Consider the following 16079-nt stretch of genomic DNA (forward strand, 5'->3'; position numbering starts at 1 on the left):
ATATTTAAAAAAGGACAAACTTTTACAGTTTGTCCTTTTTTTTATTTTCACTTTAAACTCAATTTTTTTTATACTAATTTTGCAACGAAAATAACAACACACATATAATGAAATATACTTCAAGAGATAAAGCGGTTATCTTATTAAGTGACGGCACCATTTTTTATGGTAAATCAATCGGTATTAAAGGAACTACACATGGAGAACTATGTTTTAATACTGGAGTAACCGGTTATCAGGAAATTTTTACAGATCCTTCTTATTTCGGTCAGATTATGCTGAGTACAAATGCGCATATCGGTAATTATGGAGTACATGATGATGAAGTAGATTCTGATGGGATAAAAATTGCTGGATTGGTATGTAAGAACTTTAGTTTTCACTACTCCAGACCTGCGGCTTCGGGTTCTCTATATGACTATTTTGAAAAGAATAATCTTGTAGTGGTTTCTGATGTCGATACCAGAGCCTTGGTAAGTTATATACGGGATAATGGAGCTATGAATGCTGTTATTTCCACCGATGGTAAGAGTATTGAAGAATTAAAAAGTATATTAAATGCTGTTCCGGATATGAATGGTCTGGAGCTGGCATCTAAAGTTTCTGTAAAAGAGCCTTATTTTTACGGAAATGAGAATGCAACCTATAAGGTGGCAGCTTTAGATTTAGGTATAAAAACCAATATTTTGCGTTGTCTTGCGGAAAGAGATTGCTACGTAAAGGTATTTCCTTATAATGCAACCTATGATCAGCTTAAAGCCTTTAATCCTCACGGTTACTTTTTGTCAAACGGACCAGGAGATCCGCAACCACTTCATGATGTTATAGAAGTAGCAAAAGAGCTTATAGCAAGCGATAAGCCGGTATTTGGTATTTGTCTGGGACACCAGATCATTGCACTTTCACAGGGAGTTTCGACTTATAAAATGTTTAACGGACACAGAGGTATCAACCATCCGATTATGAACGTTTTGACAAATCGTGGTGAAATTACCTCTCAGAATCATGGATTTGCAGTCAATAGAGAAGAAGTGGAAGCAAATGAGAATTTAGAAATTACACATTATCATCTCAATGATCAGACCGTAGCCGGAATCCGTTTAAAAGACAAAGCAGTATTTTCTGTACAGTATCATCCGGAATCGAGTCCGGGACCAAATGATTCAAAATATCTTTTTGATGAATTTGTGAATTATATGAAAACATCAAAAGGAACTGTTTAACAGTTCCTTTACTTTTAATATTTTATTACATTTGCACAACTATTAAATTCTAACCACACAATTATTTATGAGTACCATTGTAAAAATACACGCAAGACAAATTTTGGATTCCAGAGGAAATCCTACAGTTGAAGTAGATGTTTATACGGATAACGGAATTATGGGAAGAGCAGCCGTTCCTTCTGGAGCTTCTACCGGAGAGCATGAAGCAGTTGAATTGCGGGATGGCGGAAAAGCATTCATGGGGAAAGGTGTTTTAAATGCAGTTCACAACGTAAATACAATTATTGCAGAAAATATAGTAGGGTTTAATGTATTTGAACAAAATGCTATTGATCAGACAATGATCGAAGTAGATGGAACACCCAATAAATCCAACATCGGAGCAAATGCTATTTTAGGAGTTTCGCTTGCGGTTGCAAAAGCGGCTGCTAATGAATTGGGAATGCCTTTGTATCGTTATGTAGGTGGTGTTTCAGCAAATACATTACCGGTTCCTATGATGAATATTATCAATGGAGGTTCACATTCTGATGCTCCTATTGCATTTCAGGAATTTATGATCATGCCCGTTGCAGCAAAAGATTTTACACATGCGATGCAAATGGGAACAGAGGTTTTTCATCATTTAAAGAAAGTATTGCATGATAGAAATCTAAGTACGGCTGTTGGCGATGAAGGTGGTTTTGCTCCTAATCTTGCTGGTGGTACAGAAGATGCATTAGATGCGATACGACTGGCAATAGAAAACGCTGGGTACAAATTTGGAGAGGATATCATGTTGGCACTGGATTGTGCGGCTTCTGAATTTTATGTAAACGGGGTGTATGACTATACAAAGTTTGAAGGAACTTCTGGTATTGTGCGTAATTCTGAAGAACAGGCAAATTATTTAGCAGAGTTATGCGATAAATATCCTATTATTTCTATTGAAGACGGTATGTATGAAGATGATTGGAACGGATGGAAAATGCTGACGGATAAAATTGGTCATAAAGTACAGTTAGTTGGAGATGACCTGTTCGTAACCAACGTAAAAAGATTAAAAAGAGGAATTGATGAGCATATTGCTAATTCCATATTAATTAAAGTAAACCAGATCGGAACGCTATCAGAAACAATTGCAGCGGTAAACATGGCACATAATGCGGGATATACTTCTGTAATGTCTCACCGTTCAGGTGAAACTGAAGACAATACCATAGCTGATCTTGCAGTAGCTCTCAACTGTGGACAAATCAAAACAGGGTCTGCTTCACGTTCAGATCGTATGTCAAAGTACAACCAGTTGCTTCGTATAGAAGAAGAATTAGGAACGGTAGCTTATTTTCCTCAAAAAAATGCTTTTAAGGTAAAATAGTCTGAAAAATAAAACGAATTAAGAAGCTTGCAGTTGCAGGCTTTTTTTATGAAACATTTTATTGTTAATAAAAAAAAAAGATGGCTTCTTTTAAATAAATGTTACCCTTGTGTTAAATAGGTGTTATTAGTAAATTGAATGCGTGAGTATTAAGAAATTATTTACAGTTTTAAGCTTTAAGTAATGAAAGATTTTTATTAAATTCGCATTTAGCTATAAAAAAAATAAACTTTAAAATATATGTCAAAAACTGCAACTATTGAGTTAGATGGTAAAAGAATAGAACTTCCTGTATTTGTAGGAACGGAAAACGAAGTTGCCATTGATATTGAAAAATTGAGAGCTTTAACAGGTGCTATTACATTGGATCCGGGATATAAAAACTCAGGTTCATGCAAAAGTGCTATTACTTTTTTGGATGGTGAAGAGGGAATATTACGTTACAGAGGATATGCAATTGAAGAATTGGCAAATAATGCACACTTTCTGGAAGTTTCTTATCTGATCATTTTTGGTGAATTACCGACAGAAAAACAATTAGAAAAATTTGAAAACGATATTCGTAAACATACACTTGTAAATGAAGAAATGAAGGGAATCATTGATGGTTTTCCTAAGCATGCACATCCAATGGGTGTTTTATCTTCATTGACTTGCGCTTTGACAGCTTTCAATCCAACGGTAGTAAACGTTGAAAATGAGAATCAGATGTATGAAGCAATCTGTAAAATTATGGGTAAATTTTTGGTAATTGCCACATGGACTTATAGAAAAACTATTGGATACCCTTTGAACTATTATGACAATACAAAACCATACGTTGAAAACTTTTTACGTTTGATGTTTGAGTTGCCAACAGGTCCTTATAAAGTAAATCAGACTGTTTTAAATGCAATTGACAAATTGTTTATATTACATGCTGATCATGAGCAAAACTGTTCCACTTCTACAGTGAGAATGGTAGGTTCTTCTCATGCAGGATTGTTTGCTTCTATCTCTTCAGGTGTTTCTGCACTTTGGGGACCATTACACGGAGGTGCAAATCAGGCGGTATTGGAAATGTTGGAAGAAATTCAAAAAGATGGAGGAGATGCTGATAAATTTATCGAAAAAGCAAAAGATAGAAATGATCCGTTCCGTCTAATGGGATTCGGACACAGAGTTTATAAAAACTTTGACCCGCGTGCCCGTATCATTAAAAAAGCAGCAGACGATGTTCTTGCCGAACTTGGAGTTGATGATCCTATCTTGAATATTGCTAAACAATTAGAAGAAAAAGCATTGAAAGATGAATATTTCGTATCCAGAAATTTATATCCGAATGTAGATTTTTATTCAGGTATTATTTATCGTGCTTTAGGAATTCCTACGGAGATGTTTACGGTAATGTTTGCTATTGGCCGTCTTCCGGGATGGGTTGCTCAATGGAAAGAAATGCGTGAAAACAAAGAACCTATTGGACGTCCGAGACAGATATACATCGGAGAACCATTGCGTAAATTTAAAACAATGAATGAGCGTTAATCTCATTTTATTTATAGATAAGCCGGATTTAATTCCGGCTTTTTTTTGGTCTCAATTTGCTAAGATGCTAATATTGTTGCAGGGATTAGAAAAAAATGTTTTTAAGTCTTAACTTTGTTTAAAATACTTTTTATGATTCAGTTAAATATAAATGACGAAACGTCCAGGCTACGAGCAGTTGTACTGGGTACTGCAATTAGTAACGGACCAACGCCAACTATAGAAGAGGCATATGATCCAAAATCATTAGAACATATCAAAGCAGGTACTTATCCTGTAGAAGAAGATATGATAAAAGAAATGGAAGCCTTCAATAAGGTTTTTGAAAAATATGATGTAAAAGTATATCGTCCTGAATTGATCGAAAATTATAATCAGATCTTTACAAGAGACATCGGTTTTGTAATCGAAGATGTATTTATCAAAGCAAATATATTGCCTGACAGAGAGAGAGAGCTGGATGCAATTAAATATATTATAGATCAGATAGATCCTGCAAAAGTAAAGAGACCGCCTGAAGAAGTGCATATTGAAGGTGGAGATGTAATGCCTTGGAATGACCATGTATTTATAGGTACTTACAAAGGAGCCGATTATAAAGATTTTATTACGGCAAGAACTAATAAAGAAGGAGTTCAGTATATCAAAGAGCTTTTTCCGAATAAAATAGTAAAAGAGTTTAATCTTGTTAAATCTAAAACTGAACCTCGTGATAATGCGTTACATTTAGATTGCTGTTTTCAGCCCATAGGGGTTGATAAAGGAATCATTTATAAAGGCGGATTTATCGATGAAGAAGATTATGATTATCTTGTAAACCTATTTGGAAAAGAAAACCTCTTTCATATTGAGAGAGAAGAGATGTATCATATGTTTTCAAATGTGTTTTCTATCGATCACAATGTTATTGTGACAGAGAAGAAATTTACAAGACTAAATGAATGGTTGAGATCTAATGGTTTTATTGTAGAAGAGATTCCGTATGCCGAAATATCTAAACAGGAAGGATTGCTCAGATGTTCAACATTACCTTTAATAAGAGATAAAAAATAAAAAAATATGAGTCAGATAACCAATACTGTATTAATGATTCGTCCGGTTGCTTTTCGTATGAATGAGCAAACGGCTGTAAATAACTATTATCAAAAAGTATTAGATAACCTTACTCCGGCTTCAGTAAATGCTAAGGCACAGCAAGAGTTTGATGCTTTTGTTGAAAAACTTCGAAGTGTAGGTGTAAATGTAATTGTTGTAGAGGATACACTTGATCCTGATACACCGGACAGTATTTTTCCGAATAACTGGATTTCATTTCATGAAAACGGTGATGTGGCCCTGTATCCTATGTTTGCTGAAAACCGACGTTTAGAAAGAAGAGAAGAAATATTAGATCTTTTGGAAGATGAAGGCTTTATAGTAGAGAACATCATTGATTATACATCAGCTGAAGAAGATAATATCTTTTTGGAAGGAACAGGTAGTTTGCTTTTAGATCGTGAAAATGAAATCGCTTATTGCGCATTGTCACCAAGAGCTGATGAAGAACTAGTCATTGAATTCTGCGAAGATTTTGAATTTAACCCTGTGATTTTTGAAGCTTACCAGACTGTAAACGGAGAGCGTAAGCTGATTTATCACACCAATGTAATGATGTGTTTGGCTGATCACTTTGCTGTTATTTGTGCTGATAGCATTGACGATAAAGCAGAGCGCAAGATTGTAATAAATCATTTAAAAGATTCTGGAAAAGAAGTTATTTATATTACTGAAGAGCAGGTAAATAATTTTGCAGGTAATATGCTTCAGGTAAAAGGAGCAAATGATCAAAGCTATTTGGTAATGAGTACTCAGGCCTATAATAGCTTAACAAAAGCACAGGTTGCTGCCATTGAAAAGCATTGCCCAATTTTGCATTCATCATTAGATACAATTGAAGCATGCGGCGGTGGTAGTGCCCGCTGTATGTTGGCAGAAGTCTTTCTGCCTAAGAAATAATCAAAAAGCCGGTATAAAACCCGGCTTTTTTTATAGATAATACTTATCATTATAAACTTCATATAAAAAAAAACAATTATTATTTGTTATTTTAATCAATTCTAAATAAAAATTTAATGACTATATTTGCCATTGAATTAAATGAGATTAGTTATAAATAATGTTTATACGTAGAAATATACTGTTTGCGATCGCTTTATTCGGGATAACCTCGGTAAATGCTCAGGAAGATAAAGATGGTCAGCAACAGGATGACACTGTACTCGAAGAGATTGTTATTTCAGGACAATATAGTCCTCAGGAAGTAAATAAATCAATTTATGAGGTTAGGGTAATCAATAGAGAAATGATTGATCGTTTGGCGGGTAACAACCTGGCTGATGTTTTGAATCAAACCTTAAATTTAAATATACGCCCTAATGCATCTACTGGGAAATCAGGTGTTGAAATGTTCGGTCTGGATGCTCAGTACTTTAAGATATTGGTAGATAATGTTCCTTTGGTAAATGATGAAAGTTTTGGAAGCAATACTGATTTAACCCAAATCAATCTCGATGATATCCTTCAGATTGAAATTGTAGAGGGTGCTATGGGGGTTGAATACGGAGCCAATGCAGCCGCAGGTATTATCAATATCATCACTAAAAAATCAATACCGGGTAGCTGGGAAATTACACCGGTTTTGCAGGAAGAGACTATTGGTAATGAGTACAATTTAAATACTAAAGGACGTCATATTCAATCTTTGAAAATTGCTCATCAGTTGTTAGACAGATTGTATATGGATGCTACATTCAGCCGTAATGATTTCAAAGGACACTGGGCTGATCGAAAAGGAGAACAATATGCGCTAAACGATAGTCTCAGAGGTTATGAATGGCTGCCTAAACTGCAACAGTCGGCAAAAATGACAATGGCTTACACAGGAGATAATTACCGAATCTTTTTTAAATCGGAATATTATAACGAGAAAATCAATAAGTATAGTGAAATCGTTTCACCGGGTTATAATCCTGAAACAGCAACTTACCAGCCATTTTCCAATGATGAAATCATTACCACTAACCGTTATTTCAATCTGTTGAATGCTTCAGGAAATGCAAATTGGTTCAAATATGATGTTTCACTTTCTTATCAGCAGCAAACCCGTTCTGTTGAAGAATATAAATATCTGATTAAAAAGGATGAAAGAACCAATGTGCTGAAATATGATTTTGAAAGCAGAAAGGTATTATACTCCAAAGGTATTTTCTCTAATTTTGTAAAATCAGATTTTTTTGATTTTCAGATAGGATATGAAATCAGCGAAATGAATGGTTTTACTTCTTTCAGAAAAGGTTTTTTTGACGGAAAAAATATAGATCGAAAAATAGGTTCTTATGACATTTTCGGATCTGCTGAATTTAATATTACCCCGAAATTTTCAATACGTCCGGGTATGCGACTGCTGAATTCTAATCTTTTTGATCAGGAAATCGCATATTCAGTAAGTGCAAAATACATTCTTCCGAAAGGATATGAATTGAGAGCAGTATATGGAATGTCTCCAAGATTACCTAATTATGAAGAATTATACAGCTACTATTTTGATGCAAATCATGATATACAGGGAAATGAAAATCTGACAACCGAAAAAGGACGATCTGCTTTTCTGCATTTGAAGAAAAGATTTGAATTTAACGAAGGTTCTTATACCAACAGATTATCATTGAGTTTATTTGAGGTTGAAGACAGAATTGATTTAGTCGTTGCCAGTGCACCGGGAGATCCGCTTGTATATAGATATCTGAATGTTGATACCTATAAAAACAGAAACATCTCTTATATGGGGAATTTCAGATACAAGAATTTTGATGCAGGCTTTGGTATTACTTATGGAGCCACTTTGAAAACTTTAAATCAGTCAGAAGATACAAATGATTATCTGTATAGTATGAACCTGAATTTCAATGTGTCTTATAAAATTGAAAAAACCAATACCACTGCTTCCCTTCTTTTCAAATATACCGGACCGGAATATGAATATGTTCAAACGGGTACAGATATTATCAATCCAACTTATACAAGAGGAAAGAGACAGGAGATATCATGGGTAGATGCAACAGTACGTCAGGGATTCTATAACAATAAATTAGACGTAACGGTTGGGGTGCGTAACCTGTTTGATGTTACCCGAATCCGAACTTCATCAGAAGGAGCCGGAGCGCATACTGCTGGTGCCAATACACTTCTTATGGGATATGGGCGCAGTTATTTTGTAAAACTATTATATAAACTATCGATATAAATAAAATGAAATCAATCTTAAAAATAATAGCAGTTCTTTCTTTGGTTTTTACTTTAGGATGTGAGAAAGATAATGAATTTACTCAGGAACCTTTCGTTGTTGCTTTTAAAAGTCAATCGATAGATTATTCTACAATACAGGATAATTATAATATGAGATTGGTATTTTCTGAACCGGCAAAATCTGCTGGTAAAGTATACATTCGCGTATCAGAAGATAATGCTTCGCAAGGAATTGATTACACTACAATACCGCAACAGACTGATCGTATTATTGAATTACCGTTTAATAATAATGATACGGAGGTCTCTTTTATATTTGAAAACCTTATTTATCCTTTTGACAGAGAAGATAAGATGATCACTTTTAAAATAGAAAAAGTTGATTATTCCTTCGCTACAGCTATTCAGGGATATTCTACGGCTGTTATCTCTTTCGGACGGACTTTAGGAGCCGTATTAGAGCCAGAAATAGGAGGACCCAATCAAGCCTATAATGTATATGTAGATTTGAGTACAGAACGCATGACCAAAATAAAAAGAGACAGCTGGGATCTTGGATTCTATTCAGGCAACCTGAACAGAGTCACTATAAATGGATCTATTTATATGGCGGCAAAAAAACTGGAGACTACGGATATGAATGCAGTAACACAGGCATCTGTTCAAAGCATGTTGTCTGAAGTAGCCGTAGGTACTTTTGATGCGGCCAATGCCAATTATGTTGACGATCCTTCAGGCGATATCCAAATGACAGCTATTTCAGAAATTTCATCGGATAACAGTCAGAACTTTGTTTATCTCGTAAATCTTGGATTTCAGCCGGGTACTGAAACGCCTCCTACCGGGAGTGTTGCTGTCAGTGGTACTCCAAGAGGGTTTAAAAAGATGCGTATTTTGTTGGAAGGCGATAACTATGTCTTGCAATATGCAGATTTAAATGAAACTACTTTCAAAACAGTAAAAATAAACAGAACGCCATCGCATAACTTTACGCATTTCAGCTTTACAACCAATAATATTGTAGAGGTAGAGCCTGCAAAAGATAAATGGGATTTAAACTTTACTGTATTTACAGACATTATCGACGGTTCAGGATCATATGGTTATTCAGATTTTGTGATAAACAATCTGAAAGCCGGAGTAAAAGTATACAAAGTTTCCACCGGTTTCAAATCGTATGAAGCCTTTTCTGAGGGGGACATTCAGAATAATCTTTTTGTACAGAATCAGGGAGTTATTGGTGTAGACTGGAGAAATGTTTTTGATAAAGTAGTACACGCAGACCGTTATTATATACTTAAAGATATTGAAGGTAACTATTTTAAAATACGTATGCTTCAGATGTTAAACAATAATGGGGAACGCGGATTTCCAAAATTTGAATATCAATTAATTAAATAGTAAACAATATGAAAAAATCTTTACTTACAATTGCAGGAGCATTAAGCATTATGTTCTCTGCAAACGCTCAGACACAGGTAGAAGGGCAGGTAACTATGGGAGCTGGTTATGCAAATAATGTATTTTATAATCTGGCAGATCAGGATGACACCACTATTGCATCCAATACATGGGATATCGCTTTTTACAGAGTTTCTTCACTTGATAAAGGGATCAGAATCAATGATGGTGGCAAATTATCAGTATTTGAAGCATCAAATAACATAGCAGACTGGAGTACTATTTCTGTAACGAATGAAGCAAACTGGACTCAGCTTTATAACAGTGATGCAGCCTGGAATGAAGGTGCTTTTGACAGAGGATCTGCTGCTTTTGGTTGGGGAAATTATAATTCAACGACACATGCTGTGACAGGAACAGTCATTTTTGTAGTAAAAAAACCTGGAGCAACAGGAAGTCCTGCTCAATATACTAAAGTTAAAATAGACCAGTATGCAGGAGGAACTTATACTTTTACGTATGCAAAATGGGATGGAACTGCTTGGGGAGCTGATGTAACAAAAACTGTAGCAAATACTTCTAATACAGGAAAAACATTTAATTATTTCTCTTTTACAACCGAAGATTTAGTGGATTTTGAGCCTGTAGCAACGGAATGGGATTTCTTGTTTACTCAGTATACAACAGATTATCCAAATCCTGGTCAACCTGGTACTACAATACCTTATGTAGTAACAGGAGTTTTACAATCGCCAAATGTGAAAATTGCTAAAACAACGGATGCAACTGCAAATGTAGAAGATTTGTCTGCTAATATCAGTGTCGTAGGATATGACTGGAAAACTTTTACTGGCGGGTCATATACAATAAATACAAATACAAATTATTTTGTAAAACGTAATAATTCAGATGTAGTTTATAAGGTAAACTTTACTCAGTTCGCAGGTTCTTCTACGGGGATTGTGAAATTTAATATAGATAACACGGCTACTTTATCAGTAGAAGAAGTAGCACCAGGCGTTTCATTTGATGTATATCCAAACCCTTCAACTGACAAAATTATAAATGTAGTATATGATATACAAACGGCTAATTCAGCTCAGAATACCATCGCTATTTATAGTTTATCAGGTGCAGTAGTTTATAAAGCACAAGCGAATACACAAAATGGTTTTTACAGCCAAACATTAGACTTAAGCCATTTATCAAGCGGTATGTATATGCTTGAATTCAAATCAGGTGATAAGTCTGAGATGAAAAAAATAATCTTAAAATAGATTTATTGTTGTTAGTTTAGTAGTACTTTTTGTTAAGTTTGAAAAGGTTTCCATACGGAAACCTTTTCTGTTTTTTAGGGACTTAAATAGTGTTACAGTATGTTATTTTAAAAGAAAAGTCAGAAGGATATTGTTAAGCTTTTCTGGTTGCTCAAAAGGGATATAATGCGTTGCATCGGGGATAATCTCAATATCTGAATCTTTAATTGACTCATGTATCAGTTGTGTATGCTCTTTCTTAATCACATCTTCGCTTCCCGCAATTACTAATACTTCATTTTGTATTGAGGCAAGCTGGGCAGAATTGATATGCGGATGGTTGAGCATCAGCCTCACAAGTCGTAACTTTCCTTTTTTCTCTGCGAGTTGTTTTTCAAATTCAGCAAGCAAATCTTCACTGACACCTGAAGGTTCCAGATTCGATCCTATAGTAACTAATTTATTAACCCTATCAGGATGTTGAGAATTAAAAATCAATCCTGTATTTCCACCGTCACTCCATCCGATAATACTTACTTTTTTCCACCCGTTTGATTCAATTACTTTTAGCAGATCAGCAGCAAATAATTCGTAGCTGTAATCGGCCGTAGACATATCGGTACTTCTTCCCTGTCCGCGTGTATCTATTGCAATTACTTCAAAGTATTTAGAAAGTAGTGGAATCTGATTGTAAAAGTCAGATATGTTGCCATTATTGCCGTGTAAGAGAAGTAACGGAGTGCCTTTTCCATAAGATTCATAATATATTGTAGCATCTCCGGTATCAACATATTTTCCTTTCTTACTTTTCCCGTAAATTGTTTTTGCCGCCTGCTCTTTGCTTTGATAATAAGTAGCAAGCATCTTTATTTGAGCATCTTCCGCACTTACAATTTCATCTTCAATATCCTTTAAAACTTCCTTGTCATTATTTTTTTTCAGGTATGCAATTTCCAGACTGGAAATAAATATACCTTCGCTACGCTCCCAATTACCTTGGCTTTGATATCGGAACAGCAGATTTTTTGCAAGTGATTTTTTGGCTGAAATTCCGAAAGAAAAAGCCTCATTTTCGAGTGGCTTATAATCTACAAGCTGCATCGTTACAGCAATTTCATTTTTATTATTAAACACTAATCCGTAAGATGATAAATCTATTTTTTGCCATCCGGTAGCAGACGTTTTAAAAATAATGTTTTCATCGAGAAGCACTTTACCGGGTATATTATTTTTTACTTCATAGATGTTGAGCTTTAATGTAATCTGTGCATATCTTGAGCTGGGAATAATATGAAATTGATACGATTTTAATTTAGTCTTTTCATAGAGTTTGAAAATAGTTCCCTGTTCTATAGTCGGAACATTTTTATCAAACATTTTTGAGAAAGTAAGCATAGGTCTCTTTTTCTGGCCTATTGTTTTTTCTTTCATTTTTTGCAGATTGATCACCATCGTTTCCATAACGGTAGATTCCGGTTCCAAAATAAGATGACTGTTTTTTAGCAGTTCGTTTTTATGCTTCTTTTCATCTTGATAGCCAAACGCACTAAATATGATATCTTCCTTCAGATCATCAGAAATTGTCAGCGTATAATTTCCATTTTCATCGGATACAGCACCCGTGTCTGAATTTCTGATTCCGATAGAACAATAAGAAATGGGTTCTCCATTATGGTTTTTTACAGTACCACGGATTGTAGTTTGCGCATTAGCCATATAGTTGATTGCAAACATACAGAACATTAAAAAGAGTTTTTTATACATAGGGTTATTGTTATTGAGTTAGGCGTAAATTCACATATATTTGAGCATAAAAATGATCTACAGTTAATAATGTATACAGTACACATGAATTGCAATGATCATATCTGTTCATATACTTAACGATGCGGAAGTTATGGATAGTCTGGGGAGATAACAGTAATTCGGATATTCTATTCTCTTGTTGTATTAACATGGAAACCACCAGTGCATATAATAAAGCCTGCCATTTTTGAGAAAAACATTGATATGTCCGTCAGAAAAATTGTCAGCATCTTCTCTGAGTTGTATAATCTGTAATCTACCTTCGCCCTGAACCTCTATATCCTCTATCTGATCTACGGCGTTTGGAAATAACTTTTTTAATTTGCGCAGTTTTGTAAATCGATTGAGTTTAACGTTTTTATATCGGATGTAATTTCTTCCGGTAAATCTGAACACATCAACGGCTACTTTATCTCCGCTATTTTCAAAGCGTGATCCGTCTTTATATAAATATTTATCCTTAAGATCTTTTGTAGCATCATCATTTTCAAAAATATAACTACAGGGCTGGACGTCAACCAAAAGATGGATGCTGTCACTTGTACCAAAATATTTTTCAAATTCAGAAAAACTGAAAAAACGTTTTACTTTGCCGTTAAATGTCATTTCATTGACATCAAATACCTCTGCGAGCGGTGGTCTATTTTGTGCCGATACAATTTGTTGTATCAATCCAAACATGATCAGCAGGCATGATAATAAATGTTTCATATCTTATATTTATTGCCCCAATTGTATAAGCTAATTTAAACTTTAGAACTCAAACTCAAACTGTTGTTTTCTTAATACTATTATAAAATAATTTCAGTGTGAGATTCTACTGGCTGTTAGAAAATTTGATCTTATAAAAATGGATTATCGAAGACTATCAGCTGTTGTAAAAGGAGTTCATTAAATCTGTTTTTAATGTGAAAGCTTTGCTTTTTCAGCTTTCCTCAATATCCCCAAAGCAGTCACCTCTTCGTTTTCTGAATTTATTTTATCAGGAGTATTTACGGCTGTAATAGCATTTAAATCAAAATCAGTGATTCTTAATTTTCTTGAATATTCTACACTGACATTTTGCGTGACCGGGATCCAAACATACGGAGTCAATCGCCTGTTTTTTAATATCCTCATCTTTTTTGCTTTAGGAGTATATATATCGCGTTTTACAGCCGGGCAACTTAATAATAATACCGATGTAAAATAATAACCGAGTAAAAAGAAGTGTCTCATATGAATTCTATTATGGTAGCCATTTATTTACATTCGGATGTCCGATAAACAAAATTGCCGTTATTTCACCGCTACAGGCTGTTAACGAATTTATGTGGGCAGTGGTCTTAGCTATTATGTTTGTATTTTGTCTATAAGAAATAAACGATAAAAAGAATAAAAAAATAATAAAGTGTTTCATCGGGAATTTTATATCAATAATTACTTTTGAGTAAGCTTTTTTATCATCTCTGCTGCATTCTCATTTTTTGGATTGAGCAAAAGCGATTTTTTATAGGCTTTCAAAGCGGCTTTTCTTTTATTCATCTTCAATAAAATTTCGCCGTAGCTGTCAAAAGTATTGAACGCAGACGGATACAGTTTTGTGTTCAGTTCCAATACTTTGAGCGCTTCCTCATACAAGTTTTTATTCATCAATGTATATCCGAAATTATTGATCGCCTCCTCGCTCGCATTATAGGCAGAAAGAGATCCATTACTATGTTGATTTTTAATTTCAGCAATGGTCTGATCAATGGACTGTGTCTCTGCATAAAACGCTTCAATGGTCTTTTGATTCATAAGACGTTCCTTTTCTTCCTGTTCAGCCAGAGTCTCTACACTGTAATAGCGACGCTCTTCATCTGTCACTTTTGAAGCATCTATTGTATAGCGTTTCCATTTACCATTTGTTGTAGCATCCTGAATGAATTGTGTCCCGTAAATCTGAGGTTGGTTTTTACGCATCAGATCCCTGTCAACAGCTGCTGCATACCAACACCGATTAAGACTCCCGTCGAGATCAAGTGCCGTTTTAAAACTTTGTACAGCAAGGGTAGAAGATACCGTATCATTACCGTGCTGAAATATAATTCCTGCATTAAAATGATCTTTGGCTGTATTTACTTTACCCTGAGCCATCAGTTCATGAACCCTCAAACGTCTCAGACTGTCTTCTTTATTAAGCATTTGCCAATCAATGTCTGACATGTTTCTTGCGCGCTGATCGGCATCTGCAAGCTGCTGTAATTCAGTATTGTCATTTTGTGTGTATCCCAGGTATCCTATAAAAAATATCATACTCTGAATGAACATTTTGTGTATATTATACATCATATAAATTATCTTTTTTAGTTCAAAATTTTCTCATTAGGATATAATTGCTGAAATTTTCACCTTAGATGGACTGATTACAAGAAGTATTCCAATTTGAGTATGTCGTTCTTGATTAATAGTATCTGAATAGCGTAATAGCGGATACAAATATAGATACAAGACACCATTTGGTGTTTTAATTTATTCTTAAAATTTAGTAAATTGCATGTTCAATACAAGATGATGGAAAGAAAACCAGCTGCAGGAAGCATACGCAACAAGGAACGGAGCAAAAAGAAGTTTTTAGATGCTGTAGGTCAAATTCTGATGACAAAAGGGTGTAGTGCTCTTAAAGTAAACAACATTGCAGCAACAGCGGGCTTAGATAAGAAAATGATTTATACTTACTTTGGTGGTACTGAAGGGCTTTTGGATGCTTATATACAATCACAGGATTTTTGGAGTAATGTAAAGGTCGATCCATCGATTCCAATTCAAGATGGTGGGAAAGTACTCACTCAAAAAATGTTGCAATCACAATTTGATTATGTAGATAAAAACAAAGAATTGCAAAAGCTATTGCTTTGGCGGTTATCAGAAAAGCGGACCACATTAAAAAAACTTTCAGATCGTCAGGAAGCAAACGGAGAATATTTATTCAGTACCATTACTGATCCTCATTTCAAGTCACATTCAGAGCAATACAGAGCTGTCATTGCGATATTGATATCAGGCATTTATTATCTTAATTTATATAGTAATGAAAACGGAAGTGTTTTTTGCGGATTAGATATGAAATCTCCCCAGGATCGCGATAAGATAAAAGAAGCCCTGTCTTTTATAATTGATAGTACTTATAAAAAATATGAATAGAATACTTTTAGAAACCAAAAGGGCAATAAAAAAACAGCTGTAAATTAAAATTCACAGCTG

13 protein-coding genes are annotated in these 16079 nt (G+C 34.6%); 9 read left to right on the forward strand and 4 right to left on the reverse strand.

The features are described 5' to 3' along the window. Window positions 1-107 precede the first annotated feature (107 nt). The 8 genes from carA (at window position 108) to QW060_RS02450 (ending at window position 11069) form a co-directional block, all read left to right on the forward strand. A complete protein-coding gene (gene carA / locus QW060_RS02415) occupies window positions 108-1223 on the forward strand; it encodes a glutamine-hydrolyzing carbamoyl-phosphate synthase small subunit (RefSeq protein ID WP_290362120.1) in 1116 nt (371 codons plus the stop codon). A gap of 67 nt (window positions 1224-1290) precedes the next feature. Beyond that, window positions 1291-2583 (forward strand): phosphopyruvate hydratase, encoded by a 1293-nt coding sequence (gene eno, locus QW060_RS02420; RefSeq protein ID WP_290362121.1) that lies wholly within the window; start codon window positions 1291-1293, stop codon window positions 2581-2583. A 240-nt stretch (window positions 2584-2823) separates the two neighbouring features. Beyond that, complete coding sequence (locus QW060_RS02425) at window positions 2824-4107, forward strand: citrate synthase (protein ID WP_290362122.1); 1284 nt, start codon at window positions 2824-2826, stop codon at window positions 4105-4107. A 132-nt stretch (window positions 4108-4239) separates the two neighbouring features. After that, entirely contained in the window at window positions 4240-5160 is a 921-nt protein-coding gene (locus QW060_RS02430; RefSeq protein ID WP_290362123.1) for a dimethylarginine dimethylaminohydrolase family protein, read from the forward strand. A 6-nt stretch (window positions 5161-5166) separates the two neighbouring features. Continuing rightward, complete coding sequence (gene ctlX, locus QW060_RS02435; RefSeq protein WP_290362124.1) at window positions 5167-6102, forward strand: citrulline utilization hydrolase CtlX; 936 nt, start codon at window positions 5167-5169, stop codon at window positions 6100-6102. A 160-nt stretch (window positions 6103-6262) separates the two neighbouring features. Then, window positions 6263-8389 (forward strand): TonB-dependent receptor plug domain-containing protein, encoded by a 2127-nt coding sequence (locus tag QW060_RS02440; RefSeq protein WP_290362125.1) that lies wholly within the window; start codon window positions 6263-6265, stop codon window positions 8387-8389. Between the two features lie 5 nt (window positions 8390-8394). Continuing rightward, window positions 8395-9792 carry an HmuY family protein gene (locus QW060_RS02445; protein WP_290362126.1) on the forward strand — a complete coding sequence of 466 codons (1398 nt, stop codon included), beginning with the start codon at window positions 8395-8397 and terminating at the stop codon, window positions 9790-9792. An 8-nt stretch (window positions 9793-9800) separates the two neighbouring features. Further along, complete coding sequence (locus tag QW060_RS02450) at window positions 9801-11069, forward strand: T9SS type A sorting domain-containing protein (RefSeq protein WP_290362127.1); 1269 nt, start codon at window positions 9801-9803, stop codon at window positions 11067-11069. Window positions 11070-11171: 102 nt separating this feature from the next. On the opposite strand, the gene QW060_RS02455 is transcribed toward QW060_RS02450, so the two are convergent. The 4 genes from QW060_RS02455 to QW060_RS02470 form a co-directional block, all read right to left on the reverse strand. After that, window positions 11172-12791: an alpha/beta fold hydrolase gene (locus tag QW060_RS02455; protein ID WP_290362128.1), complete on the reverse strand. Its 1620-nt coding sequence runs from the start codon at window positions 12789-12791 to the stop codon at window positions 11172-11174. A 207-nt stretch (window positions 12792-12998) separates the two neighbouring features. Then, window positions 12999-13565 (reverse strand): hypothetical protein, encoded by a 567-nt coding sequence (locus QW060_RS02460; protein ID WP_290362129.1) that lies wholly within the window; start codon window positions 13563-13565, stop codon window positions 12999-13001. A gap of 192 nt (window positions 13566-13757) precedes the next feature. Continuing rightward, window positions 13758-14072, reverse strand: coding sequence for a hypothetical protein (locus tag QW060_RS02465; protein WP_290362130.1), 315 nt, complete (start codon window positions 14070-14072; stop codon window positions 13758-13760). 201 nt (window positions 14073-14273) lie between these two features. Continuing rightward, window positions 14274-15167 carry a tetratricopeptide repeat protein gene (locus QW060_RS02470; RefSeq protein WP_290362131.1) on the reverse strand — a complete coding sequence of 298 codons (894 nt, stop codon included), beginning with the start codon at window positions 15165-15167 and terminating at the stop codon, window positions 14274-14276. Window positions 15168-15368: 201 nt separating this feature from the next. Here QW060_RS02470 and QW060_RS02475 point away from each other — a divergent pair, with 201 nt between their 5' ends. After that, entirely contained in the window at window positions 15369-16019 is a 651-nt protein-coding gene (locus tag QW060_RS02475) for a TetR/AcrR family transcriptional regulator (protein WP_317623161.1), read from the forward strand. The last annotated feature ends 60 nt before the right edge of the window (window positions 16020-16079 follow it).

Source organism: Paenimyroides ceti, assembly GCF_030409925.1.

What these genes read in the sequence shown, in the direction of transcription:
- carA (WP_290362120.1), top strand. Translation starts at nt 108, where the DNA reads ATGAAATATACTTCAAGAGATAAAGCGGTTATCTTATTAAGTGACGGC.
- eno (WP_290362121.1), top strand. Translation starts at nt 1,291, where the DNA reads ATGAGTACCATTGTAAAAATACACGCAAGACAAATTTTGGATTCCAGA.
- QW060_RS02425 (WP_290362122.1), top strand. Translation starts at nt 2,824, where the DNA reads ATGTCAAAAACTGCAACTATTGAGTTAGATGGTAAAAGAATAGAACTT.
- QW060_RS02430 (WP_290362123.1), top strand. Translation starts at nt 4,240, where the DNA reads ATGATTCAGTTAAATATAAATGACGAAACGTCCAGGCTACGAGCAGTT.
- ctlX (WP_290362124.1), top strand. Translation starts at nt 5,167, where the DNA reads ATGAGTCAGATAACCAATACTGTATTAATGATTCGTCCGGTTGCTTTT.
- QW060_RS02440 (WP_290362125.1), top strand. Translation starts at nt 6,263, where the DNA reads ATGTTTATACGTAGAAATATACTGTTTGCGATCGCTTTATTCGGGATA.
- QW060_RS02445 (WP_290362126.1), top strand. Translation starts at nt 8,395, where the DNA reads ATGAAATCAATCTTAAAAATAATAGCAGTTCTTTCTTTGGTTTTTACT.
- QW060_RS02450 (WP_290362127.1), top strand. Translation starts at nt 9,801, where the DNA reads ATGAAAAAATCTTTACTTACAATTGCAGGAGCATTAAGCATTATGTTC.
- QW060_RS02455 (WP_290362128.1), bottom strand. Translation starts at nt 12,791, where the DNA reads ATGTTCTGTATGTTTGCAATCAACTATATGGCTAATGCGCAAACTACA.
- QW060_RS02460 (WP_290362129.1), bottom strand. Translation starts at nt 13,565, where the DNA reads ATGAAACATTTATTATCATGCCTGCTGATCATGTTTGGATTGATACAA.
- QW060_RS02465 (WP_290362130.1), bottom strand. Translation starts at nt 14,072, where the DNA reads ATGAGACACTTCTTTTTACTCGGTTATTATTTTACATCGGTATTATTA.
- QW060_RS02470 (WP_290362131.1), bottom strand. Translation starts at nt 15,167, where the DNA reads ATGATGTATAATATACACAAAATGTTCATTCAGAGTATGATATTTTTT.